Origin of the sequence: Pseudomonas sp. TNT3 (assembly GCF_010095445.2) — a bacterium.
In the GTDB taxonomy this organism is placed as follows: Bacteria; Pseudomonadota; Gammaproteobacteria; order Pseudomonadales; family Pseudomonadaceae; genus Aquipseudomonas.
Map to the genome: position 1 here is coordinate 120,761 of NZ_WFGV02000004.1, position 23,238 is coordinate 143,998.

Here is a 23,238-nt window from a genome sequence, read left to right on the forward strand (position 1 = left end):
AAAAGGCCGCCAGTCTAGTGCGCGCAGCCCCTCGGGCCAAGCATTGGCGACTGCCGGTAGATCGGGACTTGTCAGCCAGGACGCCGCCCAGTAGTTTTGCCAATCACATCGAGCCAGATCTGCGTGCCATTAACGCCCGACCGCGTTGCATTCAGATGAAGTGCCAGGCTCACGAAAAACCTCATCGCCCAGCCCAACTGCGCCCGCCGGTTTTCATTCGATTTTCTGACTCACACGTAGCAAGGAATCTCTGCATGAGTAACAACCCTCGCGTTGCCGATTACGTCATCCACCCACAGTTCACTGATCGCTGGTCGCCCCGTGCCTTTACCTGCGAAGCCATTCCTGAAGAAACCCTGCTGAGCTTCTTCGAAGCCGCTCGCTGGGCGCCGTCGGCTTACAACTCTCAGCCGTGGCGGTTTCTGTACGCCCGTCGCGACACGCCAAACTGGGAGCGTTACCTGGGTCTGCTGAACGAATTCAACCGGGGTTGGGCGCAACATGCGTCGGCACTGGTGATTGTCATCTCGAAAACCACCTTTACCGCACCAGGGGCTACCGAAGAAACGCCAGCCTTGTGGCACACCTTCGACACGGGTTCGGCCTGGGGCCATCTGGCGCTGCAAGCGAGCATCAGCGGCTGGCACACCCACGGCATGGCCGGTTTTGATCAGGAACTGACCCGCAAGGAGCTGAACATTCCCGAGGGATATTCGCTGCATGCGGCGGTGGCGGTGGGTAAACTGGGGGACAAGTCGACCCTGGCGGACTACCTGCAAGCGCGTGAAGTACCGAGCCCGCGTCGTCCGTTGAGCGAGCTGGTTGCCGAGGGTGATTTCAGTTTGTAATCCACACCGAAGATCTACTGTAGGAGCGAGCTTGCTCGCGATGGTGTGTCAGTCAACGCCAAGGTGTCTGACACTCCATCGCGAGCAAGCTCGCTCCTACAAAGATTTTGCACCAGATTCAAGCAAGGGCTGCTTCAATACCCGCGATTGAAATCCACTTCCCCGCGCAACGCTTCGCCCGCCTGGTACGCCCGCAGGTTTTCGACAAACAGATTCACCATCATCGAAGGCGAAGTCGGTGCCGAGCTGTGCCCGGTCAGCAACAACCCCCACGCCGTCCAGAACGGATGACGTTGCGGCAGCGGTTCCTGACGGCAGACATCGATCACGGCGCCGGCCAGATGCCCTTCTTTCAAGGCTTCCACCAAGTCTGCATCGACCACCGCCACGCCGCGTCCAACGTTGATGAACAAACCGGTCGGCTTGAACAGCTTGAACAGCGCAGCGTCGTACAGGTCGTGGGTATTTGGGGTGTTTGGCAGCAGGTTGATCACGTAATCCACTTCACCGACCAGGCGCGGCAAGTCCGCCAGCACGCCCACGTGCTTGAACGGGACCTGCTCGCGAGCCTCGCTGGCGATGCCGTAGAGCTCCACACCAAACGGCTGCAGAAATTGCGCCACCGTCTGGCCGATGTCGCCCGTACCGACGATCAATACCTTGCGACCTGCCAGGCTCTGGCCCTGGCGGTTATCCCACTTGCGCTCGACCTGGCTGACCAGCCGGGGCAGCACTTCACGCTCGTGGCCGAGCATGTAGGTGAGGACGTATTCGGCCATGACCTGACCAAAAATCCCTACCGCGCGAGTCAGGCGATAGTGGCGTGGCAAACCGTCGGCCAGCAACGGCGTGATGCCCGCCCAGGTCGATTGCAGCCATTGAGGTTCATGCCCCTGACGCAACAGGGTGGCCAGCAGATCCGGCTGTCCGAGCCAGATCGGGCAATCCGCCGCCAGGCTGGCCAGTTCGGCAGAATCGCCGCTGGTCAATACTTCCAGCTCAGGCGCAGCCTGACGCAACAGTTGGGCATACACGGGGTGGTCGTGTTCAGCAATCAGAACGCGCATGGTTCAAACCTTTCAAAAGCAGCGCAGACGACCGTCGGCGGAGTCGTGCTCCGTCATCGCGGCCATCGGCAAGAATTCAGTTCCAGTCTTTCAAGAGAGGGCGCGTCACAGGTGATGTGAAGCGCCCCAGCCGATCACATCGGATCGTTGCGTCGCAGCAACTCTTCCGGCAGGTGTTCGATGTACTCGTCTTCGGCCGGCGGCATCTGCAGGTGGTAACCCTGCTTCTCGAGATTCTCCAGGACCACGGTGATGTCCTCGCGCGACAATTTGCGCTCGGGGGTCAGCACCAGGTCGAACGCATGATGGGGTTTGCCGAAGGCGGCCATCAGCGATTCCGGGACACGCTCCAGGGCATCGCTTTTGAGCACATAGAGGTACATCTCGTTTTTCTTCAGGCTTCGGTAGATGGAGCAAATACGTTTCAAGGCTGTTCTCCGGGGGTGGCCAGGCTGTCGAGCAGCGCTTGGCCCATCAATTCGCGGCGCCAGCCACGCAGCGAATCAGGCAATTGGTAAGGACCATTGGGGTAGCCGCTCTTGAGCAGCGCTTCCAGGGTTTTCTTGCGCAGCATCAATTCCGGCGCGATGTTCAGGCGCTCGGCTTCAGCCTGACCGATCGCGCGCAGCTGCTTGATCAGCGCAGCAGCATCCACCGGCAACGGCTCAGGCACGGCGGGCGGCCATTGATCAGGCGACACACTGCCAGAGCGCTTGATCAGATCAAGCAGAAACTCGCCATCCTGACGCACGGTACGCGGGTGCATGTCTTCGATTTTCCCCAGGGCACCGAGGCTATCCGGCTGGGTACGCGCCAATGGCCACAGGGAATGCTCGCGGACGATACGGTTGCGCGGCAGATCGCGGGCGCGGGCTTCGCGCTCACGCCAGGCGCACAGTTCACGCAATACCGCGAGTTGGGCGCGGGACAGCTTCCAGGCCAGCTTCGCTTCGCGATAGAGCTCGTACGGGTCCACCTCGCGACGCAGGTTGGCGACCAGTTCAGCGCCGTCTTCCAGCACCCAGTTGTACTTGTCGTCAGACAGCTTCGGACGCATGCGTACGAAAACTTCCGCCAAGTGCAGGGCATCTTCGGCGGCGTAGCTGATCTGTGTGTCGGAAAGCGGGCGTTGCAGCCAGTCGGAACGGGTTTCGCCCTTGGGCAGGTCGATGCCGAGCACTTCCTGCACCAACCGCGAATAGCCCATGGAGAACCCGAGGTTCAGGTACGCGGCGGCCAGCTGGGTGTCGAACAGCGGAGCCGGCAGACTGCCGGTCAGGCGCAGCAACACTTCGAGGTCTTCACTGCACGCGTGAACGACTTTGACCACGGCCGGGTTTTCCAGCAACGCGGCCAGCGGCTGCCAGTTGTCGATGGTCAGCGGGTCAATCAGGTAAGCGCGTACGCCATCACCGATCTGCAGCAGGCCTGCAATCGGATAAAAGGTGTCGACCCGCATGAATTCGGTGTCGAGGGCAACGAATGGCAGTTTCTGCCACTCGGCGCAAAACTGACCGAGGCTATCGTTGTCGCGAATCCAGTGAATATCGATGGCCACACGGCTCTCCCTTGAAGAATGGCGCGCAGTATATATCGCGACCGGCGATTTCCGCGCATCCACTGAACAAGAGCTTTAGCGAAAAGACGCACCTGGCAGCAAGAAATGTCTGACAGGCGGGCGTTAACTAGCCTTACGAAGGACGTAGACCCGCATCCCCATGCAACCGGGCAGATAGTCCTGATGACTGAGGATGCGCAAACCGGCTTCCTTGAACTGGGCTTCTACCTCGGCCCGACTGACCGATCCTTGTGCGGGTGAGACCTGCGAGCGGGACCGCAGCCCCTTGAATAGGGCTTCGACCCGCACCGCGACAATGACCGTATCGCGACCGACCCGATGAAACTCCTTGAGCATGGCCAACCGATACTCGGCACCGTCGATGTGCTGAAAAAGTTGCATGCAAAAAATGCTGTCGACCGCGTTCGCTGACAAGCCGATCGAAAACGCAGAACTCTGAAACGTCTTGATCCGTTTGAGCACGTCGTGCGGATGATGGGTCTGGGCGTGATTGAGCATGTCCTGGGACGGATCGCAGGCAAGAATCACCCGGTTGGCATGTTCGGCCAACACTGGCCAGAACCGCCCCGCACCGCAGGCCACATCCAGGATCAACCCCGGTTCGCCCGCCACTTTCAACGCGTGACGCACCAGTTGCTCCGAGCGCCAGAACGTCAAACGCTCCGCCAGACCACGCGGTTGCGCCTGTCGGCAGACGCGGGCATGTTCCTCGTCGTAGCGCCGGGCGAACTCAAGCTCGACAGCAGAGGGTGGCAACGCGGACATGTGCATGACTCTTCGGGAAATAAGTACCGGCCGCCGATTAGCGGCCGTCGCGTGAAAAAAGGTCGAGCACTTACTCTTTGGCCAGCACGCCATCGATCACGGCGCCGCGGCAACCGGCGAACATATCCAGGTCCTGGTTGTAGACCTTACTGCTGACCTCCAGTAACCCGAGCATCGAATGAAACAGGTTGTCCTGGCTCAAGGGCTTTTCCCGACTCAGTTGCAGGCAATGGGTATCTACCGAGAACGACTTTTGATAACTGTCGGAGAACCAGGCCAGCATGGCCACGCGCTTCTGTTGTTCCGGCGCCAGCATGTAAGGCGTGCCGTGAAGGAACAGGTTGTACTCGCCCAGGGATTCTCCGTGGTCCGACAGGTAGAGCATGGCGGTGTCCACTTTGTCCTGGTTGCTACGCAGCACATCAATCAGTGACGACAGCACATGGTCGGTATAGACCAGCGTGTTGTCGTACCCGTTCACGATACTTTCGCGACTGCAATTGTTCAGCGCATTGCTTTCACAAACCGGTGTGAAGCGTTCGTACTCTTTCGGATAGCGCTTGAAGTATTCCGGACCGTGACTGCCCATCTGGTGAAGGACCAGCACGGTGTCCTTGTCCAGGTTGTCGATGAAATGCTGCAGACCCTGCAGCAGAATCTCGTCGCGACACTCGCTATTGGCGCACAGCACCGGGTCTTTCAGTTTGCTCACATCGTCAAGGGTGACGCGGTCGCACGTACCCTTGCAGCCGGATTGATTGTCACGCCAGATCACGTCAAGGCCCGCCCGTTTGAGCACGTCCAGCAGGCCTTCCTCGTTTTTCGCCTTGCCGGCGTTGTAGCCCTTGCGACCCATATTGGAAAACATGCAGGGCACCGAAACGGCTGTTTCCGTACCGCAGGAATGCACATCGGTGAAAGCAATCAGACCTGGCTCTTTATCCAGTTTTGGTGTGGTATCGCGGTCGTAACCCAGGATGCCGAAGTTTTCCGCCCGAGCACTTTCACCCACCACCAGCACGGTGAGGGATTTGCGCCCGTGGGTTTCCCAGGCCGGATTGCGCTGGGCGTCTTCGCCGATCTTGACGAAGGGTTGCCGAGCCGACACGACTTGCTCGCGCAGAAAGCCCACTGACGCACCAATGTAGTTACTCGGTACGACCATCAGGCGCAATTCATGGTGATTGCGAAACAGCGAGGACAGGCCTTGGTAGTTAATCAGAGCGATACCGCCGATGACGGCAATCGACGCAACGCTGACCAGCACTTTGCTGACTAACTCACGGTGCCAACGACGGTAATCAACCGGAACTTTCCATAACAACCAGGACGGTAAAACACCGAGTAAGAATATATAAACCAGCAACTTTATTGACAGTAAGTCACGCACTTCCGTGGCGTTGGTTTGTGCAAAGTTACGCAGCATACCGATGTCCATCAGTACGCCATATTGGTTCATGAAATAAGCCACGCCGGCACTGCACATAAAAATCAGCGTCAACACGGGCTTCAATACCGGCCTAAAGGCCAGCAGGGTCAATACGATGTTGAAAGCCGCCAGGATCATCACCCCGAACGCCACGCGCATGACGATGCCCTTACCGTCTGAGCTGGTGATGTCGAACAGGTGCTGCCAGAGCACGACATTGCAAGCCGTTAACAAAAACGCGCTGGCAATCAGAGTCACCCACTCGGGGCGAACGGCTTTTAACTTCAACATGATGGTTGGCTGTTCCTGAAAGAAGTGCCTGCGGTAAATGTGAAAATTTCATTTATCGCGACAGCACCAACTTTAGGCAGCTAACCATCAATTTTTTGTGAAAAAGAAGCCAACAATTAGTTGGCTGATGGCACTAGGCCAAAACTTTTAACTTATTTGAGAATTGTTCAGCTTCTGTTCAGGCCTGGTGCAAGTACCAACGCCAATCCTGCTCCCCTACCTCGCCCATGAACTGCCGATACTCGGCACGTTTCACCGCCAGGTAAACACCGAGGAACTCGCCGCCGAAGGCTTCACGGGCCCACGTCGAACCTTCGAGTGCCCGCAAGGTGGTCAGCCAATCGGTCGGCAGCAGTTCCGTCGCCTGGGCGTAACCGTTGCCCTCCACCGGCGCACCAGGGTCGAGTTGTTCACGAATGCCACGATGAATACCGGCCAGAATCGCTGCAGCGGCCAGGTAAGGGTTGGCGTCGGCGCCACAGATGCGGTGCTCGATGTGGCGTGAGAACGCTGGTCCGCCGGGCACGCGCAAACTGACGGTGCGGTTGTCCACGCCCCAGGTGGCCGCCAGCGGCGCATAGCTGTTGGTCTGGAAGCGGCGGTAAGAGTTGGCGTTCGGGCAAAACAACAGCAGCGAGTCGAGCAAGGTACTGAGCATTCCGCCGACCGCGTGTTTAAGCAGCGGCGTGCCGTCGGGGGCTTCGCTGGCGAACAGGTTGTTCCCGTCCTTGTCCGCCAGACTGACGTGCATGTGCATGCCAGTGCCAGCAAGGTCATCGAAGGGTTTGGCCATGAAGCACGCGGTCATCCCGTGCTTGTGCGCGACACCCTTGACCAGTCGTTTGTAACGCACCGCTTCGTCCATCGCCTGCAAGGCATCCGTGCGGTGTTCGAGGGTGATTTCCACTTGCCCCGGCGCGTACTCGGAGATCGCCGTGCGGGCGGGAATGCCCTGGAGTTTGCAGGCACTGTAGAGGTCGGCCAGGAACGGCTCGATCTGCTCCAGTTCACGCAGGCCATACACCTGAGTGCTGCGCGGGCGACCACCATCGACGTCTCGCGCAGGTTGCGGACGACCGTTGCTGTCGCGCTGCTGATCCAGCAAATAGAACTCGAGTTCCGCCGCCATGACCGGGTAGTAACCGTCGGCCTGCAGGTCTTCGATGACCTTCGCCAGTAAATGCCGTGGATCGGCAATGGTCGCCGGCATCCCCTCTGTCGGGTGCATGCTGACCTGCACCGCCGCCGTCGGGATCAAACGCCACGGCATGCGCGTCAAACTGCCACTGACCGGGTATGCCCGACAATCGATGTCGCCCACGTCCCACACCAGGCCAGAGTTTTCAACGTCATCGCCATTAATGGTCAGTCCCAGAATGGTGCTCGGCAACGGCCGCCCGCTGTCGTACACCGCCAGCAGTTCATCGCGATGGAGCAACTTGCCCCGCGGGACGCCGTTGTTGTCGACGATGAACAGCTCGAACATCTCGATATCCGGGTTTTGCTCCAGAAAGGTCAGGGCTTCTTGTTTCGTGGCGAAGGGAGTCGTGGCACTGCTCATGGACATTCTCTTTGTTTGCGTTTCAGGCGAGCGCGCAGGCTAGGCCCGGTAGATCTCGAGGAAAAGCTCAAGACCTGTAGGAAAAATCAACGGCAAACGCAGGAGTCCGGCGGGCGCGCGTGACGGCAGTGCCACAGCGCCCAGAAGGCTAGATCGGATGGAAGTGTGACGGCGCAACCGTCCATAGAAGAGACCGCAGAGAACAGATGACCAGCAGCGTCACACGGGTGGTTGCGTCGTTCAATCGGCATTTGAAGAACTTTGGGTGCGGATTGGCTAAACAATCAAAAGCCACTGCGCCCTGTAGCCGCTGCCGAGCCTGCGTTATGGCGTTATGACGTTTTGGCTTTGGGGCGTCGTGGCTTTGTGTAGCAGCTGCCGAGCCTGCGAGGCTGCGTCCGGCTGCGAAGCAGTCGTGAAATCAGACGATGCGTCATTCAGGTGGATCGCGTCACCTGGGTTGCGACTGCTTCGCAGCCGGACGCAGCCTCGCAGGCTCGGCAGCTGCTACAGGTACGGTGTTGTTTTCATGGGCGGTGGTGTTCTCATAGACGGTGGTGTTTTCATGGGCGGTGATGTTTTCACGCGGGGTATTTAGTTTTTAAATAGTGGTGCGGACTTTCTGATTTGCGGCGTTTCGGCCCTCGCGCGCCTAATCGTTTCTTTTCATTCAAGGTCCGATTGATGGAACACGTTCGCGCAATCACCCGCCCCGCTGCCTTGCTGATGTTGGGCATTGTCCTCGTCGCCCTTAATCTGCGCCCTTCCATGGCCGCCGTCGGTCCTCTGCTGTCAGCCATTCGCGGCGACATCGACTTGAGTTTCAGCCTGGCGTCATTACTCACCATGCTGCCGGTGATGGCGATGGGGCTGGCCATGTTCTTCGGCATCAAAGTCAGCCAGCGACTGGGCGAGCAGCGCACGGTGGTGCTGTCGTTATTGATCATCGGCCTGGCCACCGCGTCACGCCTGTTCCTCGATTCTGCGGCGCAACTGATCCTCAGTGCCGTGATTGCAGGCGTCGGTATCGCCTTGATCCAGGCGCTGATGCCGGCGCTGATCAAATCCCGTTTCCGCGATAACGTTGCCCTGTGCATGGGCCTCTACGTCACCTCGGTCATGGGCGGCGCCGCCATCGCCGCCTCCTTTGCACCCTTGGTGATGGCGCGCACTGGCAGCTGGCGCATGGGCCTGGCGATCTGGGCCGTACTGGCGCTGGTGGCATTGCTGTTCTGGATTGCACAGCCCGCGCAGAGTCCTCCGCTAGAATCGAAACCCTCCAGCAATGCCCCCTTTTTCGGCAATTCCCGCGCCTGGTTACTCGCCATCTTTTTCGGCCTGGGCACGGCTTCCTACACCTGTGTGCTGGCCTGGCTGGCGCCGTATTACGTGGAAAAAGGCTGGAGCGAACAAAACGCCGGATTGCTGCTGGGATTCCTCACCGCCATGGAAGTGATATCCGGCCTGGTGACGCCCGCCATTGCCAACCGCAGTCGTGACCGACGTCTGGTGCTGGTGGTGTTGCTGGTGCTGATCATGGCCGGTTTCTGTGGACTCATCCTCAGCCCGCAACACCTGAGCCTGTTGTGGCCCTGCCTGCTGGGGCTGGGTATCGGCGGACTGTTCCCGATGAGCCTGATCGTATCGATGGATCACCTGGACAGCCCCCAGCGCGCTGGTGGCTTGACCGCGTTCGTACAAGGCATCGGCTACCTGATCGCCGGCCTGTCACCGCTGATCGCCGGACTGATCCGCGATCAGCTCGGCAGTTTCGAATGGGCCTGGTGGTCGCTGACCGGGGTCATGGCGTTGATGATCCTGATGGTCCTGCGTTTCGATCCGCGGCATTACGCCCGCCACATTCACTGACCGGGGAGCACCTGCATGAAACATCCTTTCGCCAGCGCCCACCTCGGCATGCTGCTCTGGGCGCTGCTGATCGCGGGCTCGTTTTCGGCGGCGGCGCAGGTCAGTCAGGCCATCGACCCGATCCTGCTCACCGCCCTGCGCCTGCTGCTCTGCGCCGTGGTGTTCCTGCCGCTGTTGCTGTTCAAGGGCGACACCGTCATGACCGTCCGAGGACTGATCAGCCACGCCGCGCTCGGCTTGTTGCTGGCGGTGTATTTCGGTTCGCTGTTCGAAGCGCTGCGCTACACCTCGGCGGTGAACACCGGAACGATGTACACCCTGGTGCCTCTGTTGACCTTGCTGTTTGAAGCCGTACTGATGCCCGACGAGCGCCAGAAACGCCAAGTACTGCCGATGCTGATATCGGCCGGCGGCGCGGTGTTGCTGGTGCTCAAGGGGGCCGGTCCCGGCGAATGGCCGTCGCTCTACGCGATGCTGGTGTATGGCGTGGGTTGCCTGGCGATGGCGCTTTACTCACCCCTGAGTCAGCGGCTCAAAGCCAACAATCTGAAAGGGCGCGGGCCGGTGGCCATGACCTTCTGGAACATGCTGTTCGGCGCCGTGTTTTTGTTGGCATTGTGCGGATTCAGCGGTGGCTGGCGTACGGCGACATTGCTGACCTTCAACGACCTTTACTGGCTCATTTACCTGGCGCTGTTCGCCACCCTCGCCACCTTCTGGCTGTTGCACCGGGCCATCGGCGTCATCGCGCCCTCCTCGGTCATTTCCTACATTTACCTGAGCACACTGTTCATCACGCTCTTCCATTGGTTGTGGCTGCGTCAGTCGCCGCTGCCCCAGGAAATCGTCGGTGCAGTGCTGGTAGCCGCTGGCATGTTGGCGTTGTTGCTGTCCAGCCGCCGATCACAGCTGAATTCGGACAAAGCGTTCACCTGACTCCTTCGTTCCGTTAGGATCTTTCGCACAGTCATGCGCCCGCCAGTGCAGGACGCGCAGCGAGAGGCAACGGATGCTCAACAGTAACGCGCTTAGAAAACTCGACATGCAGGACCTCATGGTGTTCGTCGCCCTGTATGAGCAGAACCACGTCACCGGCGTGTCCGAAACCCTCTGCGTCAGCCAGTCGACCGTGAGTTACTGCCTGAAAAAACTGCGGGCCAGTTTCGACGACGAGTTGTTCATCAACACCCGCACGGGCATGCACCCCACCTGCAAAGCCGACCGCATGTACCCGCACGTGCTGAAGATCCTGGAACACATCAACCTGTGCCACGCCGGCGACGCCACCTTCGACCCGACATCGCAACCCGTCACGTTCAACCTCTGCGCACCGGAATACTTCGAGCAGTTGATCCTGCCTCGGCTGTTGAAGCGTTTTGCTTCCGCAGATTGGCCGGTGATGGTCAACATGCACAAATTCGACAGCGACATTCCGGTTGAAGCCCTGCGTAACGGCAGCCTCGACCTGGTGACGTGCTTCGGCCCGGACTTTCATCGCAGCCACGGCGACTTCAGATCCGAGACCTTGCTGGAAGATGATCTGGTGTGTGTCTTTGATAGCCGCTTGGCACGCAATGGAACGCGTTTGAGCCTGGACGAATTCGTCGAACGCCGGCATGTGTTCCCGACGCCGTGGACATCCACTACCAACATGGTCGATGGCTGGTTGGCGCAACAAGGGCAGAAACGGCAGATTGTTGCGCGGGCAAACAGCTATGGCGCGGCCTTGAAGATGATCACCGGGACGGACTTTGTGGTGACGTTGCCCCGGCGTATACAGCAGGTGCTGGCGAGTGAATCGGGATTTGCTGTCTGCGAAGCCCCGCCAGGGTTACCGGGGTTCAGCCTTGATATGCAATGGTGTCAGCGCGTGGATCAGGACAACGCCAATCGCTGGTTACGCGAGCAAATCGTTTGGGCATGCGCTGAACAACAGGCTTAGAGGGTAATCGCCGTCTTGGTATACGACTCCCGATCAATATCCAGAATCTCCACACACACCTGCACTTCCACCCCCGCCGGCCATTCACACAGATCCTGCACCACCGCCAGCAGGCTCTCGGACAATTGCAGCTTGATCTGCGGCGAACGTCCGCTGAGCAGCGCGAGCTTCACGTGCACGAACGCTCGCTCCCCCATTGCCGTGCCCACCTTGAACGTCTCGACCTTTACCGCGCGGCTTTTGATGTCGAATTCAGATGCAAACTGACCGGAACCCACCAACGTGTTGTTGAGCCGGATCAGGGCCACATCGGCGTTCAGGCCGGGCAGGTTGGCGGTGTATTCCATGTGCAGGTGGGGCATGACGGTGCTCCTGAAGGGTGGCGGAAAGGTCCTACGTATATCACAGAGTTGTCCGACTCAAGGCGGGGTAGGTATCAGGTCCCGATCGCTCATGAAGGTTTCCAGGCGCTTGCGCAGCCAGCGTTCGGCGGGGTCGGTGTCGACGTGGCTGAGCCATACCATCGACAGGTCCAGGGTGGGTGTCTTGAACGGGAACGGCTCTTTGAACAAGAGTCCGGATGCCGCCATGGCTTCGGCGGTGTAGTCCGGCAAACTCGCGATCAGGTCGGTGCCGGCCAGTAAGGCCGGCAGCGCGCTGTATTGCGGCACGGACAGCACAACCTGGCGGGTACGCCCGATCTCTGCCAGCCATTCATCGGCGTAGCCACTGACGTTGGCGGTGTGGGACACCAGCACATGAGGGCGTGAGCAATATTCATCGAGGGTCAGCGGTTTGTCGGAGGCATCGGCGCGCAATATGCTGGGCTGGATGTGCCGCAACAATTTGCGCTTGGCATTGGCCGGGAGGCCGCGGGTCTGGCTGATACCGACGGTGATGTCGCCGGACGCCAGCAAGTCGGGAATGCGCCAGTAATCGACATGCTGAACCACGAACACCACCTTCGGTGCTTCCTGGCGCAAGGCTCGCAACAGCGGTGGCAACAGGCCGAACTCGACATCATCGGACAAGCCGATGCGGAAGGTCATGGTGCTGATGGCCGGGTCGAAATCGTGGGTCAGGCTCAGGGCGATCGACAGCGAATCCAGGGCTGGCGAGAGGTACTTGATCAACTCTTCCGCACGCGCCGTGGGCTCCATGCGATGACCGACGCGGATGAACAACGGGTCGTTGAACATTGCCCGCAGACGGTTGAGTGCCGAACTGATGGTCGGCTGGCCGAGAAACAGCTTCTCGGCGACCCGGGTGACGTTGCGCTCGAGCATCAATGTCTCGAACACCACCATCAGATTGATGTCGGCCTTGCGTAGCTCATTGCGATTCATCCATTGCCCCCGTCCCCAGATCATTCCGGCAGTGTAGAAAGGCGCGCCAAGGGCGTCTACGTGGACCCACCATCAATAGATCGTCAAGGTCTTCAGCCCGATCGCCAATTCGCGCGCATCCGCCCCCAATCCGAACTGTTCAGGGCTGGCCACATCGGCAAACTGCAGATTCATTTTCAAGAATCCCTGTTTTGACACCCGTTCTTGTACTTCGGGTGGAAGGGGCACATCGATAATGTTGTTATCGGACTGCGTAAGCTGGGTCGTCAAGGCCGGCATGCCATTCACGCTGATGACCACACGCTGACTGGAATGCCCGGGAGGCAGGAATGCTGTCGTCTCCAGACGCAAGGACGTCACGGGCTTTGTTACCCGGAACATCACTTCAGATTCGCTTCCTTCGGACCAGGCACCCCAGGTTTCGGAGTCATACCAGCCCCTGGACAGAAACACTCTTCCTTCACTGCCCCACGCGAATGACGTTTTTTGTTCAGGCTCAAGGATTGGAAGCAACTCGACCGGGTTTATTTGAGGAGTCTCTTTCAGGCAGGCATTGCATTGCTTCCACCCCGGAGCCAGGACTGTGAAACCGTCAATCCTGGTTAAGAGGTCCTTTGAGGTGTCAACGTTTATCGCCGCCTGGAGTAGCGCGCGATCATCGAGCAGGTACAGCGAGTCAGCGTCATACTTTCCCGTCGCCATTGCACGAGCCGTCTCCTGCTCGGTTTTCTTCCAATTGGCAGTATCCATCCGGCCCAGATAAACAGCGTTCGTTGCCAGACCATGGGCGCCGGCAAATGCCGTCACTGCCATCCAGTGTGGGGAGAGGTTCTGCGGAACAATCCAGCGAATTTTCTGGTAATGGTCCGCGGCACTTTTCCAGAAGGGATCGACCATTGGCGATACCCAGGTCGAAGCAGGCTTGACCATCAGCTGTTTGCGAACGTTTACCCAACCTGCATGGGTGTCCAGAACCTGAATCAGCAACGCCAGTGACAGTAAGATGAAGGCCGTACGCGGTGTATTGGCTCTGATCACCAGAAAAATAATGGCGAAGATAATCGCGTAGTAGACCGGCCAGAACATTCGTCCCGAGGCTCGGAAAATATTGGCGACAGCGATGAGTTCCGGCGGTAATGGAAAGGTAAAGTCCAGCGCCCCCAGGGCGACGTGATTGGAAATCGAGAACAGGCTCAACCCCGCCAACGCCAGCAGCAAAACTGGCCACCGCCCCAATCGCTGAAGAAAACCGGCATGACCCTGCAGCAGACCAACCAGCGCACAGATGCCCAGCGTCAATATCCCGAGCCCCAGAAAAGCAAACGCCTCTCCATCACCGAAACCTTGAACACCGGGCAGGTCCTTCAGCAGATACGACCACTGCCCTGGGTCGATCAATGAAAGCAGGTTCAACGCATACATTCCGAAACCTTCGGAAATTGCCCCTTCGCTGCCAACCGAAAAATAGCCTGCCTGCCAGCAGCAAATGCTGACCAGCGCAAACAGCAGGAAAAACTCCGTCACTGCTGCTGGTAACGTCAGTTTTTTCTTGAGATATCCAGCTATCAGATCCGCAATCCAGATCAGTGCGACCATCGCCAGGAAGTACGCATGGATCAAGGCACACGAGGCCAGCAATGCCCCCCAGGCTAAACGGCGATGACGCAGCTGCGGATGCAGTGCCAGATAGAGCGACGCCAGCACCAGAAAATGCCCGCCCAGGGACAAATGGAACGGTAAGCGCATGATCATCGGAGGCGCAAAGAGAAACAACGCTGTGCTGACAGCGCGCAAGCCTGAGTGCGGAGAAATCAACCCCACCAGTTTCCATGCGAACCAAGCCTGCAAGACGAAACAGGCCATGAACCAGATGCCGAAATAATGGAATGGCTCCGGCAACAGCGACGCGAAGGGTTTGAACAGAAAAGCCAGCAACGGATTGGAATCAGAAAAAATGATGCCATTCCCCAATTCCAGCCCATAGGTCGGATTGAGGCCTATGGGAAAGGACCAGGGCGACTGACTGAAAAACAACCATCCCAAGTAATGAGTAGCGGGATCGCCGTTTCCAAGCCAGGCAATGTTTTGAGGATTCAAAGCTCTGGGGCCAATCACAATGAAGAAGGCCAAGACCCCTATCAACAGTGGCAATAGGGTGGTCGCCAAGCGTTTAGCGGAATCCTTCATCGATACGTCCAGAAGTTGTGCATGACAAAAGTGAATGCCGGAATGGTCAGCGCCACTGCACCGATCCCCAGCAAATAATTGAACCCGGCCATCTGCGCGGCCCAAGCCACCGACATCGCCAGCAGGAATCCTGCTCCAGAGACTGTCATGAAGCGCAGCAATGAACGGCCATGCAGTCGGGCGGAAAAGCTCCAGGAGGTGTTGATCAGGTACGACACCACAGTCGCCACGGCAAACGCCACGCCGTTGGCTAGCGGCGGCTGTGCCAGCACATAGTTGATGAACAGCACGGCAACCAGTGCGTGCAGTGCGGTCACAAACAATCCGGTGACGGCAAAGCGCAGACCGCGCTGGATCAATGCGGATTTTTCGGCTGCTGTCACGGCTTTTGCGCCAGAACGAACACCGTCAACCCCGCCAGACGGTTGCTCTTCATAAATGGCAGTTCGAGCGAGCACAGAGACTTCAACACACCATTGATCAGCGGATGGTGCTGACTGAGCTGAGAGCGAGGCGGCGAAGGTTGCGCGCCTTTGGACAGCAACCGTAGCGTCGCCGCCAGCGGAAACACCAACCCGAAGTAGTACGCGCCCTGCTTCACGGTCAACCCGGCATCCCTGGCCACCGTCTCGAACTGGGTCAGGGTGTAGCGGCGTTTATGTTCGAGAAAATCATCGTGCCCGCTCCACAGAAACTGGAACGCCGGCACGGTCATCAGAAAACGACTGCCCGACGGGACTTTCTCGACATAGGCCTTGAGCAGTCCGACGTCGTCGTCGACGTGCTCCAAAACGTCCATCAGCAGCACCAGATCAGCATCGACGGCGTCAATCGAGCGGCGATAGTGCACCGGTTTACCGGCAGTAATAGCGTCTGAGTCGGTGTCATAGCTGATGTCCACGCACCAGGCTTCGATGGCCGCTGTATGCGTCAACAAATGATGAGTAAAAAACCCGGAGCCGGCGCCCACATCGAGAATTTTCCTGACCGGCGTGCTGCCCAACCATTGGCGGGTCGCTCGGGCTTTTGAACAGTAATACCAGTGCTGGTCGATGCTTGAACCGAGGATGTCGGTTTCCTTGAGATCCATGGTCAGTCCTTGGCGTCATAGACGCGGCGCACCAGATAAACAGGGCGGCGTTTAGATTCAATGTAGGTTCTGCCCAAGTACTCACCCAGCACGCCTATACCGATCAATTGCAAGCCGCCGAGAAAGGTGACGGCCACCATCAGCGAGGCGTAGCCCGGTACATCGACGCCGGTGAACAACGTGCGAAGCACAATGAAAATGGCAAACGAGAACGACACCAGCGACACGCACACCCCCAGGTAGGTCCAGACCTTGAGCGGGTCGGTGCTGAAACTGGTGATGCCTTCCAGGGCGAAGTTCCACAAGCGCCATCCGTTGAATTTGCTCTCACCCGCCACTCGTTCCGGTCGCTCGTAGTCGACATGGGTGGTGCGAAACCCGACCCAGGCAAACAGGCCTTTCATGAAGCGTCGGGATTCGGGCAACGTCTGCAAGGCCTCGACCACACAACGGTCCATCAGCCGGAAATCACCGACGTTTTCCGGAAGCGGCTGATCGGAGATTTTATTGTGCAGTCGGTAGAACCAGTTGGCCGACGTCTGCTTGGCCCAGGAGTCGTTGCGACGGCTCACACGATGGCCCAGCACGACTTCGTAACCTTCGCGCCAACGGGCGATCATCTCGAGAATGACTTCGGGAGGATCCTGCAGGTCGACGTCGATGGGCACAACGACCTGGCCGGTGACGGCCTCCAGACCGGCCGTCAACGCCGCTTCCTTGCCGAAGTTACGGCTCAGGTCGACGATGCGTATGCGTGGGTCCGTGCTCTGGCGCTGCAAGAGCAGTTCCAGGGTGGTGTCGGTGCTGCCGTCATTGACGAACACCATTTCCAGGCTCACCAGCGCCTCCGCCTTGAAGACGTCAGTGATCCGCGCAATGAACAAATCGACGGTGGCGGCTTCATTGAAAACCGGGATGACAAGCGACAGCTCCAGATGCTCGCCCAGTTGCGTTCCATGCTGATAGGTCAAGTGATTGCCCATTTTGTGATTGTTATTCAATCGAAGGCCGTCGACGGGGTCTCGACCTTCAGGAGCCGACCCGTATTAAGCAGGAGCACAAAGTGTGACGCAAGGGCGAAACAGCAGGGGTATTGGCCATTTACCGGGGGTTCGGTAACCCGAAGAGCGTCTCTTGACCGGGCAGAATCAACGCCCAGGCTGTCCATGCGGACTGGACAGCCTGGGCGTGCTCAACTCAAACAGGCAGCGGGTACAGCGCCTCATCGAACTGCGACAGACGCGGGAATGTCAGCGGTTGCTCATCGCTCAAGTGCTCCAGACGCTGTGCGTAGTCCTGCAAAAACTCCTTGCGAGCAGCGTCGCTGATGTACGGCACGTGCCAGGCCACGAACGGCTGCAGGACGTCGAAGCCGACGTACGCCAGCGTGCCGCGCAGGATCGGGCGCAGCATGTCTTCCAGCGGACCGTGAATCGCGCCGTCGCCGAACATATGCTCGCGTCCGCCCAAGGTAACGGTCACCAGCGCTTTCTTGCCGCTCAAGCCGCCCTGATCGTAGAAGCGCTTGCCGCCGTAGCAAACGCCGGACACCAGCACGCGATCGATCCAGCCCTTGAGAATCGCCGGGGTCGAGAACCAGAAAATCGGGAAGTTGAGGATCAGCAGGTCAGCCCACAGCAGCTTGTCGAGTTCCTGCTGGATGTCCGTCGCCAACGACTGGCTCTTGACGCCCAGACGTTGCTCCAAGGCATAGACCAGGTAGTCCGGGTTTTCCCGCGAGGAAAAGTCCCCGGCGCTGGCTACCGGGTTCCAGTTCATCGCGTACAGGTCACTGACCTTGACCTCATGCCCTTGGGCTTGGAGGGTGGCGACAGCCTGGTCACGCAGGGCGGCGGTGAAGGAGTTCGGCTCCGGATGAGCGTGAACGATCAGTACTTTCATGGCAGTTCCTTAAACGCTTTCAAGCTTGGTGTTGGAAGAGAGTGTGGGGTTAGCGAGCTCCGCCCGCGAGGCCAGTAACCGGTCAAGCCAGTCGGGGTCCATTTGCGGTTCGGAAGAAAACAGCAGCCCGGTGTAATCCTTGTGTGGCGGCGTGAAAATCGCGTTGCGTGAACCGTGGTCGACCACCCTGCCCCGCTGCATCACCAGCACCTCATCGGCGATCGCCCGCACGGTGGCGACGTCATGGGTGATAAACAAGTAGGAGACGCCCAATTGCTGTTGAATACGGTTGAGCAGTTTGAGCACGCCTTCGGCCACCAGTTGATCCAGCGCCGATGTCACTTCGTCGCAGATGATCAGCTGCGGATCGGCCGCCAATGCGCGGGCGATGCACACCCGTTGCTTCTGCCCGCCGGACAACTCCCGGGGTTGGCGCTCCATGAAGGTCGCCGGATCGAGTTCGATCATTTCCAGCAACTCGGCCACCCGCGCGCGCATCGCCTTGCCTTTGAGGCCCAGGTAAAACGTCAATGGTCGGCCGATGATGTCGACGATGCGCTGACGCGGATTCAACGCCGTATCGGGGATCTGGTAGATCATCTGGATGCGGCGCAGTTGCTCTTTGCTGCGCTGACGAAAGTCCGCCGGCAGCACTTCGCCGTCGTACAGCACCTGGCCTGAAGTCGGCGCCAGCAGGCCGGTGATCAGCCGTGCGGTGGAACTCTTGCCGCTGCCGGACTCGCCGATGACCGCCAGGGTCTGGCCGCGATACAGGCTCAACGAGACATCGTGCAGCACCGGTTGATGGCCGTAACTGGCGCAGCTCTTGCGCAATTCCAGCAGCGGTTTTTCCTGCTGCGGGCATGGCTTGGGTTCGGTGTGGAAACTGCGCACTGCCCACAGCGATTTGGTGTAGTCCTCTTGAGGATCGGCGAGCATGGTGCGCGTTTCGGCTTCTTCGACCAGCTTGCCGTGACGCAGGACCATGATGCGGTCGGCCATTTGCGCTACTACCGCCAGGTCGTGGCTGATGTAGATCGCCGCGCTGCCGAAGGTCGCCACGGCATCGCGAATGGCCGCCAGCACTTCAATCTGCGTGGTGACGTCGAGGGCAGTGGTCGGCTCGTCGAAGATGATCAGGTCCGGATGGCACGCCATCGCCATAGCCGTCATCACCCGCTGCAACTGCCCGCCGGAGACCTGGTGCGGATACCGCTGGCCGATCTGTTCGGGGTTGGGCAAACGCAGTACCCGATACAGCTCCACCGCTTCCGCCATGGCCTGTGCCCGGCTCATGCCGCCGTTCTTGACTGCCGTTTCGACGTGCTGGTCGATGAGTCGATGGGCCGGGTTGAACGACGCCGCCGCGCTTTGCGCCACGTAAGCGATGCGCAAGCCACGCAATTTGCGCAGGGCTTCAGGTTTGGCTTGCAGCAGGTTGATGCCATCGAAATGCACCGAGCCGCCGGTGATCCTGCAACCGTCCCGGGTGTAGCCCATGGAGGCCAGACCGAGGGTCGACTTGCCGGCACCCGACTCGCCGATCAGCCCCAGCACTTCACCTCGTTGCAGGGTCAGGTCGATGCCTTTGATCAGCGGATGCCACGCATCTTCGTAATGACCTTCGATGTGCAGATCTCGTATTTCCAGCAGCGGCTTTTCATTGTTGAGCGTGGTCATGTTCAGCACTCCTTGAGGCCGCTGGATTTATGCAGCATCCAGTCGACGACGAAGTTCACGCTGACCGTGATCAACGCCACCGCCAGGGCTGGCAGCAATGGACTGATGTCGCCGAAGGTGATCAGCACCGCGTTGTCGCGCACCATGCTGCCCCAATCGGCGGTCGGCGGTTGAATACCCAGGCCGAGAAAGGACAGCGCACTGATGAACAAAAACACAAAGCAGAATCGCAGGCCGAATTCGGCAATCAAGGGGGCGGCGGCATTGGGCAACACTTCGCGCGTCACCAGCCACCACAGACCTTCACCCCGCAAACGCGCGGCTTCGACGAAGTCCTGCACCACCACGTTCATCGCCACCGCCCGTGACAGGCGGAACACCCGAGTGGCGTCCAGCAGGGCGATCACCAGCACCAGCGACGTGGCGGTAGTGCCGACCACGCTGAGGATCAGCAAGGCGAAGATCAACTGAGGAATCGCCATCAGGATGTCCACCACCCGCGACAATCCCTGATCCACCCAACCGCCCTTGATCGCTGCGATCAACCCGCTCAAGCCGCCGAGCAGGAACGCCAGCGTCGTGGTCAGGAAGGCGATGCCCAGGGTGTTGCGCGCACCGTAGAGCAGGCGGCTCAACATGTCGCGACCGAGGTTGTCGGTGCCCAGCAGGAACTGGCTGCTCCAGGGCGCAAAACCTTCGCCCACCACCTGGGTTTCGCCATAGGGCGCCAGTACCGGGGCGAACAGCGCGACGAGGATGTACAGGACGATGACCAGCAGGCCGAACTTGGCGCTCACAGGCGCCCGGAATATCTGTTTGAGCAGGCTCATGTACTACCCCTTCGGATGCATCAGGCGTGGGTTGCTGGCGATGGACAGCACATCGGCGGAGGTGTTTAGCAGAATGTAGGTCGCGGCGAAAATCAGGCTGCACGCCTGAACCACCGGGATGTCGCGCTTGGCCACCGAGTCCACCAGTAATTGGCCGAGGCCCGGATAGACGAACACCACTTCGACCACCACCACGCCCACCACCAGGTACGCGAGGTTCAGCGCTACAACGTTGACGATGGGCGCCAGGGCGTTGGGTAAAGCGTGACGGAAGATGATGCGTGACTGGCTAATGCCTTTGAGCCGCGCCATCTCGATGTAGGGGCTGGCCAACAGGTTGATCAACGAGGCGCGCGTCATGCGCATCATCTGCGCAATCACCACCAGGCTCAGGGTGGCGACCGGCAATACCGAGCGCTCCAGTATCGTGCCCAGTGAGGCGTCGGGCGCGAGGTTGGAGATGCTCGGGAACCAGTTGAGCTTCACCGCGAACACCAGGATCAGGACGTAGGCGACAAAGAACTCGGGAAACGACACCGCGCTCAGGGCCGAGGTGTTGAGCATGCGATCGAACCAGCTGTTGCGATAGAGCGCTGCGAGCATGCCCAGCAACAGGGCCAGCGGCACTGACACCAGCGCGGCCAACAGGGCCAGGCTGAAGGTGTTGCCCAGGCGCGAAGCGACGAGATCGGCGATGGGCCGTTGATTGGCCAGGGAGACGCCGAGGTCACCTTGCACTACGTTCCAGATCCAGTGCCCGAAGCGGGTCAGCGGTGGGAGGTCCAGCCCCAGTTGAGTGCGATAGGCCGCCACGGTTTCCGGCGTGGCGGACTGGCCAAGCATGGCCTGGGCGATGTCACCCGGGAGCATGCCGACAGCCAGGAAAATGATGACCGATACCGCGAACAGCGATAGCAGGCCGAGTGCCAGACGTTGTAATAGCAACTTGAAAATACTGTTCACTGCACAGTTCCTCGTTGGAGCAAGTAAGCATCACGCCTTGCGCAAACCTGTAGCAGCTGGCGAAGCCTGCGTCCGGCTGCGAAGCAGACGTAAAACCTGCTTGCTCGATTGACCTGAAACACCGCGTGCCCTGATGTCACGACTGCTTCGCAGCCGAACGCAGGCTTCGCCAGCTGCTACAAGAGATCGCGGCAATTCCAAATGCGGTAGCAGCTTCGGAATGACCGCAATAGCGACAGCCTTACGCCTGCCACCAGCGCTCGATGACGCGCAGGCCGTCCAGTTCGCCGTACGGTGCGGTCTGGCTGCCGTGGGCGACACGGTTGGAGCGCGCGGCCACCGAACTGGCGAACAACGGCACGATCGCCCCGCCGTCATCCCGGCACAGCGACTGCATTTCGTTGTACATCTCGCGACGCAGCGGGTCGTTCAATTCGCCCCGGGCAGCGTTGAGCAACTGGTTGAAGCGCGGGTTGTCCCAGTGCGTTTCGTTCCAGGCGGCACCCTTGGCGTAACCGATGCTGAACATGCGGTCGGCCGTCAGGCTGCTGTACCAGAACGAGGTGGTGAACGGCTGTTTCATCCAGACGTTGGAGAAGTAGCCATCGACGGGTTCGCGGACCACATCGATGTCGATCCCCGCCTGGCGCGCCTGCTCCTTGAACAGGACCGACGCATCCACCGCGCCGGAGTAGGCGGCGTCGGAGGCTTGCAAGCGGACTTTCAAAGAATCGACACCGGCCTGGCGCAAGTAGAAACGCGACTTGTCCGGGTCGTAAGTCCGCTGTTCCAGCGCCGTGTTGATGAAACGGCTGCCGGGCTGGATCGGGTGATCGTTACCTACCAGGCCATAGCCATACAACACCGACGCCAGCAGCGTTTCGCGGTTGACGGCGTGTTTCATGGCCATGCGAATATTGTTGTCCTTGAACTGCTGGGCATCGCACAACATTGGGAAGGTGTAGTGCTGGGCGCCTTTGGTTTCTTCGATCACCAGATTGGGATTGCGCTTGAGCAATGCCACGGTTTTCAAGTCGACCTTGTTGATCACATCGACCTGCCCGGTCACCAGCGCATTGATGCGTGCGGCGCCGTCGGCAATCGCAAGCAGCTCGGCACTGGCGAAATGCGCGCGGCCGGGTTTCCAGTAGTCGGGGCTGCGCTCCAGGCCCATGCGAACACCCGGTTCGAAGTCCTTGAGGCGATAGCCACCGGTTCCGATACCGGCCTGCCAATCCGGCACACCGTCTTTGCTCGGCATGATCACCAGATGGTAATCGGCGACCACGTACGAGAAGTCGGCGTTGCCTGAATGCAGTTCGAATACCACGCTGTCGGCGCCTTGGGCGCTGACCTTGGCGACGTCGCCCAACACGGTCTTGGCGGCGGACGTGGATTTTTCACCGAGGTGATGCTGGATCGAGGCAACGACGTCCTCGGCCGTCAGGGTTTTGCCGTTGTGGAAGGTCACGCCCGGACGCAACTTGAAGGTCCAGATGCGTGCGTCCGGTGTCGAGGTCCAGCTCTCGGCCAGTTCGGGGATTGCCGTGCCGTCCACGGCGATTTCGGTGAGGGTGTTATAGATCGCGGAGAAGCCGACGAAGGTGAAGGTATCGACCCAGGTGCCGGGGTCCCGGGAGTCGGTGGTGCTGCCACCGGCCAGGCCAAGGCGCAAGACGCCGCCTGGTTTTGGCGTTGCTTCCTCGGCGAAGGCACCCATCGGCAAGCCCATGGAAAACGCCCCGGCGACCGCTGCTGCCGTGGCGCTGTACCTCAAGCTCCCTACAAGAAATGCTCTGCGAGGAAAACTGAAAGTCTGGTTCGCTTGAGTAATTTTGTTGTTGTTATCGCTCATTGCATTGCCCCTGATCAAACGCTGCCAAAAGTAA

General features: G+C 59.5%; 21 protein-coding genes. 4 read left to right on the forward strand and 17 right to left on the reverse strand.

The genetic code is table 11. From position 1 onward, the window contains the following. The first annotated feature begins 254 nt into the window (after positions 1 to 254). Positions 255 to 848 carry a nitroreductase family protein gene (locus GBC55_RS04330; protein WP_162436932.1) on the forward strand — a complete coding sequence of 198 codons (594 nt, stop codon included), beginning with the start codon at positions 255 to 257 and terminating at the stop codon, positions 846 to 848. A gap of 134 nt (positions 849 to 982) precedes the next feature. Here the strand turns inward: GBC55_RS04330 and GBC55_RS04335 are convergent, their stop codons facing one another. From GBC55_RS04335 to GBC55_RS04360, 6 genes are all read right to left on the reverse strand, one after another. Then, a complete protein-coding gene (locus tag GBC55_RS04335; RefSeq protein WP_162436933.1) occupies positions 983 to 1,915 on the reverse strand; it encodes a D-2-hydroxyacid dehydrogenase in 933 nt (310 codons plus the stop codon). A gap of 134 nt (positions 1,916 to 2,049) precedes the next feature. Then, positions 2,050 to 2,343, reverse strand: a complete 294-nt coding sequence (locus GBC55_RS04340) for a YcgL domain-containing protein (RefSeq protein ID WP_007898694.1) — start codon at positions 2,341 to 2,343, stop codon at positions 2,050 to 2,052. Continuing rightward, complete coding sequence (gene rnd, locus GBC55_RS04345; RefSeq protein WP_162436934.1) at positions 2,340 to 3,473, reverse strand: ribonuclease D; 1,134 nt, start codon at positions 3,471 to 3,473, stop codon at positions 2,340 to 2,342. The genes GBC55_RS04340 and rnd overlap by 4 nt, the downstream gene beginning before the upstream one ends. A gap of 123 nt (positions 3,474 to 3,596) precedes the next feature. Then, a complete protein-coding gene (locus tag GBC55_RS04350) occupies positions 3,597 to 4,259 on the reverse strand; it encodes a class I SAM-dependent methyltransferase (protein ID WP_162436935.1) in 663 nt (220 codons plus the stop codon). 70 nt (positions 4,260 to 4,329) lie between these two features. Beyond that, positions 4,330 to 5,979 (reverse strand): phosphoethanolamine--lipid A transferase, encoded by a 1,650-nt coding sequence (locus GBC55_RS04355; protein WP_162436936.1) that lies wholly within the window; start codon positions 5,977 to 5,979, stop codon positions 4,330 to 4,332. 178 nt (positions 5,980 to 6,157) lie between these two features. Further along, on the reverse strand, positions 6,158 to 7,540 hold the full coding sequence (locus GBC55_RS04360) for a glutamine synthetase family protein (RefSeq protein ID WP_162436937.1): 1,383 nt from the start codon (positions 7,538 to 7,540) through the stop codon (positions 6,158 to 6,160). A gap of 684 nt (positions 7,541 to 8,224) precedes the next feature. Here GBC55_RS04360 and GBC55_RS04365 point away from each other — a divergent pair. From GBC55_RS04365 to GBC55_RS04375, 3 genes are all read left to right on the forward strand, one after another. Beyond that, entirely contained in the window at positions 8,225 to 9,409 is a 1,185-nt protein-coding gene (locus GBC55_RS04365) for a cyanate transporter (RefSeq protein WP_162436938.1), read from the forward strand. A 15-nt stretch (positions 9,410 to 9,424) separates the two neighbouring features. Next, the gene (locus tag GBC55_RS04370) at positions 9,425 to 10,345 is read left to right on the forward strand and encodes a DMT family transporter (protein WP_162436939.1); all 921 of its coding nucleotides are present in this window, start codon (positions 9,425 to 9,427) and stop codon (positions 10,343 to 10,345) included. A 73-nt stretch (positions 10,346 to 10,418) separates the two neighbouring features. Further along, the gene (locus tag GBC55_RS04375) at positions 10,419 to 11,351 is read left to right on the forward strand and encodes a LysR family transcriptional regulator (protein ID WP_162436940.1); all 933 of its coding nucleotides are present in this window, start codon (positions 10,419 to 10,421) and stop codon (positions 11,349 to 11,351) included. Here GBC55_RS04375 and GBC55_RS04380 read toward each other — a convergent pair. From GBC55_RS04380 to GBC55_RS04430, 11 genes are all read right to left on the reverse strand, one after another. Continuing rightward, positions 11,348 to 11,713 (reverse strand): 5-carboxymethyl-2-hydroxymuconate Delta-isomerase, encoded by a 366-nt coding sequence (locus tag GBC55_RS04380; RefSeq protein WP_162436941.1) that lies wholly within the window; start codon positions 11,711 to 11,713, stop codon positions 11,348 to 11,350. The genes GBC55_RS04375 and GBC55_RS04380 overlap by 4 nt on opposite strands. Before the next feature lie 57 nt (positions 11,714 to 11,770). Further along, positions 11,771 to 12,697, reverse strand: a complete 927-nt coding sequence (locus GBC55_RS04385; protein ID WP_162436942.1) for a LysR substrate-binding domain-containing protein — start codon at positions 12,695 to 12,697, stop codon at positions 11,771 to 11,773. 72 nt (positions 12,698 to 12,769) lie between these two features. After that, positions 12,770 to 14,884, reverse strand: coding sequence for a DUF6311 domain-containing protein (locus GBC55_RS04390; protein WP_162436943.1), 2,115 nt, complete (start codon positions 14,882 to 14,884; stop codon positions 12,770 to 12,772). Then, entirely contained in the window at positions 14,881 to 15,267 is a 387-nt protein-coding gene (locus tag GBC55_RS04395; protein WP_162436944.1) for a GtrA family protein, read from the reverse strand. The genes GBC55_RS04390 and GBC55_RS04395 overlap by 4 nt, the downstream gene beginning before the upstream one ends. Continuing rightward, complete coding sequence (locus tag GBC55_RS04400) at positions 15,264 to 15,974, reverse strand: methyltransferase domain-containing protein (protein ID WP_162436945.1); 711 nt, start codon at positions 15,972 to 15,974, stop codon at positions 15,264 to 15,266. Before GBC55_RS04400 ends, GBC55_RS04395 begins: the two co-directional genes overlap by 4 nt. A 2-nt stretch (positions 15,975 to 15,976) precedes the next feature. Beyond that, positions 15,977 to 16,957, reverse strand: a complete 981-nt coding sequence (locus tag GBC55_RS04405; RefSeq protein WP_162436954.1) for a glycosyltransferase family 2 protein — start codon at positions 16,955 to 16,957, stop codon at positions 15,977 to 15,979. Positions 16,958 to 17,171: 214 nt separating this feature from the next. Next, complete coding sequence (locus GBC55_RS04410; RefSeq protein WP_162436946.1) at positions 17,172 to 17,876, reverse strand: NAD(P)H-dependent oxidoreductase; 705 nt, start codon at positions 17,874 to 17,876, stop codon at positions 17,172 to 17,174. Positions 17,877 to 17,885: 9 nt separating this feature from the next. Further along, entirely contained in the window at positions 17,886 to 19,556 is a 1,671-nt protein-coding gene (locus GBC55_RS04415) for an ABC transporter ATP-binding protein (protein ID WP_162436947.1), read from the reverse strand. A gap of 2 nt (positions 19,557 to 19,558) precedes the next feature. Continuing rightward, complete coding sequence (locus tag GBC55_RS04420; RefSeq protein ID WP_162436948.1) at positions 19,559 to 20,386, reverse strand: ABC transporter permease; 828 nt, start codon at positions 20,384 to 20,386, stop codon at positions 19,559 to 19,561. A 3-nt stretch (positions 20,387 to 20,389) separates the two neighbouring features. After that, positions 20,390 to 21,349, reverse strand: a complete 960-nt coding sequence (locus GBC55_RS04425) for an ABC transporter permease (protein ID WP_162436949.1) — start codon at positions 21,347 to 21,349, stop codon at positions 20,390 to 20,392. Positions 21,350 to 21,590: 241 nt separating this feature from the next. After that, positions 21,591 to 23,204: an ABC transporter substrate-binding protein gene (locus tag GBC55_RS04430; protein ID WP_162436950.1), complete on the reverse strand. Its 1,614-nt coding sequence runs from the start codon at positions 23,202 to 23,204 to the stop codon at positions 21,591 to 21,593. Positions 23,205 to 23,238: the final 34 nt, after the last annotated feature.

Bases quoted from the DNA above. Each gene is read 5' to 3' on its own strand.
- GBC55_RS04430 (WP_162436950.1), bottom strand. From the start codon at position 23,204: ATGAGCGATAACAACAACAAAATTACTCAAGCGAACCAGACTTTCAGT.
- GBC55_RS04350 (WP_162436935.1), bottom strand. From the start codon at position 4,259: ATGTCCGCGTTGCCACCCTCTGCTGTCGAGCTTGAGTTCGCCCGGCGC.
- GBC55_RS04375 (WP_162436940.1), top strand. From the start codon at position 10,419: ATGCTCAACAGTAACGCGCTTAGAAAACTCGACATGCAGGACCTCATG.
- GBC55_RS04365 (WP_162436938.1), top strand. From the start codon at position 8,225: ATGGAACACGTTCGCGCAATCACCCGCCCCGCTGCCTTGCTGATGTTG.
- GBC55_RS04420 (WP_162436948.1), bottom strand. From the start codon at position 20,386: ATGAGCCTGCTCAAACAGATATTCCGGGCGCCTGTGAGCGCCAAGTTC.
- GBC55_RS04405 (WP_162436954.1), bottom strand. From the start codon at position 16,957: ATGGGCAATCACTTGACCTATCAGCATGGAACGCAACTGGGCGAGCAT.
- GBC55_RS04400 (WP_162436945.1), bottom strand. From the start codon at position 15,974: ATGGATCTCAAGGAAACCGACATCCTCGGTTCAAGCATCGACCAGCAC.
- GBC55_RS04380 (WP_162436941.1), bottom strand. From the start codon at position 11,713: ATGCCCCACCTGCACATGGAATACACCGCCAACCTGCCCGGCCTGAAC.
- GBC55_RS04390 (WP_162436943.1), bottom strand. From the start codon at position 14,884: ATGAAGGATTCCGCTAAACGCTTGGCGACCACCCTATTGCCACTGTTG.
- GBC55_RS04360 (WP_162436937.1), bottom strand. From the start codon at position 7,540: ATGAGCAGTGCCACGACTCCCTTCGCCACGAAACAAGAAGCCCTGACC.
- GBC55_RS04410 (WP_162436946.1), bottom strand. From the start codon at position 17,876: ATGAAAGTACTGATCGTTCACGCTCATCCGGAGCCGAACTCCTTCACC.
- GBC55_RS04370 (WP_162436939.1), top strand. From the start codon at position 9,425: ATGAAACATCCTTTCGCCAGCGCCCACCTCGGCATGCTGCTCTGGGCG.
- GBC55_RS04385 (WP_162436942.1), bottom strand. From the start codon at position 12,697: ATGAATCGCAATGAGCTACGCAAGGCCGACATCAATCTGATGGTGGTG.
- GBC55_RS04355 (WP_162436936.1), bottom strand. From the start codon at position 5,979: ATGTTGAAGTTAAAAGCCGTTCGCCCCGAGTGGGTGACTCTGATTGCC.
- GBC55_RS04415 (WP_162436947.1), bottom strand. From the start codon at position 19,556: ATGACCACGCTCAACAATGAAAAGCCGCTGCTGGAAATACGAGATCTG.
- GBC55_RS04335 (WP_162436933.1), bottom strand. From the start codon at position 1,915: ATGCGCGTTCTGATTGCTGAACACGACCACCCCGTGTATGCCCAACTG.
- GBC55_RS04330 (WP_162436932.1), top strand. From the start codon at position 255: ATGAGTAACAACCCTCGCGTTGCCGATTACGTCATCCACCCACAGTTC.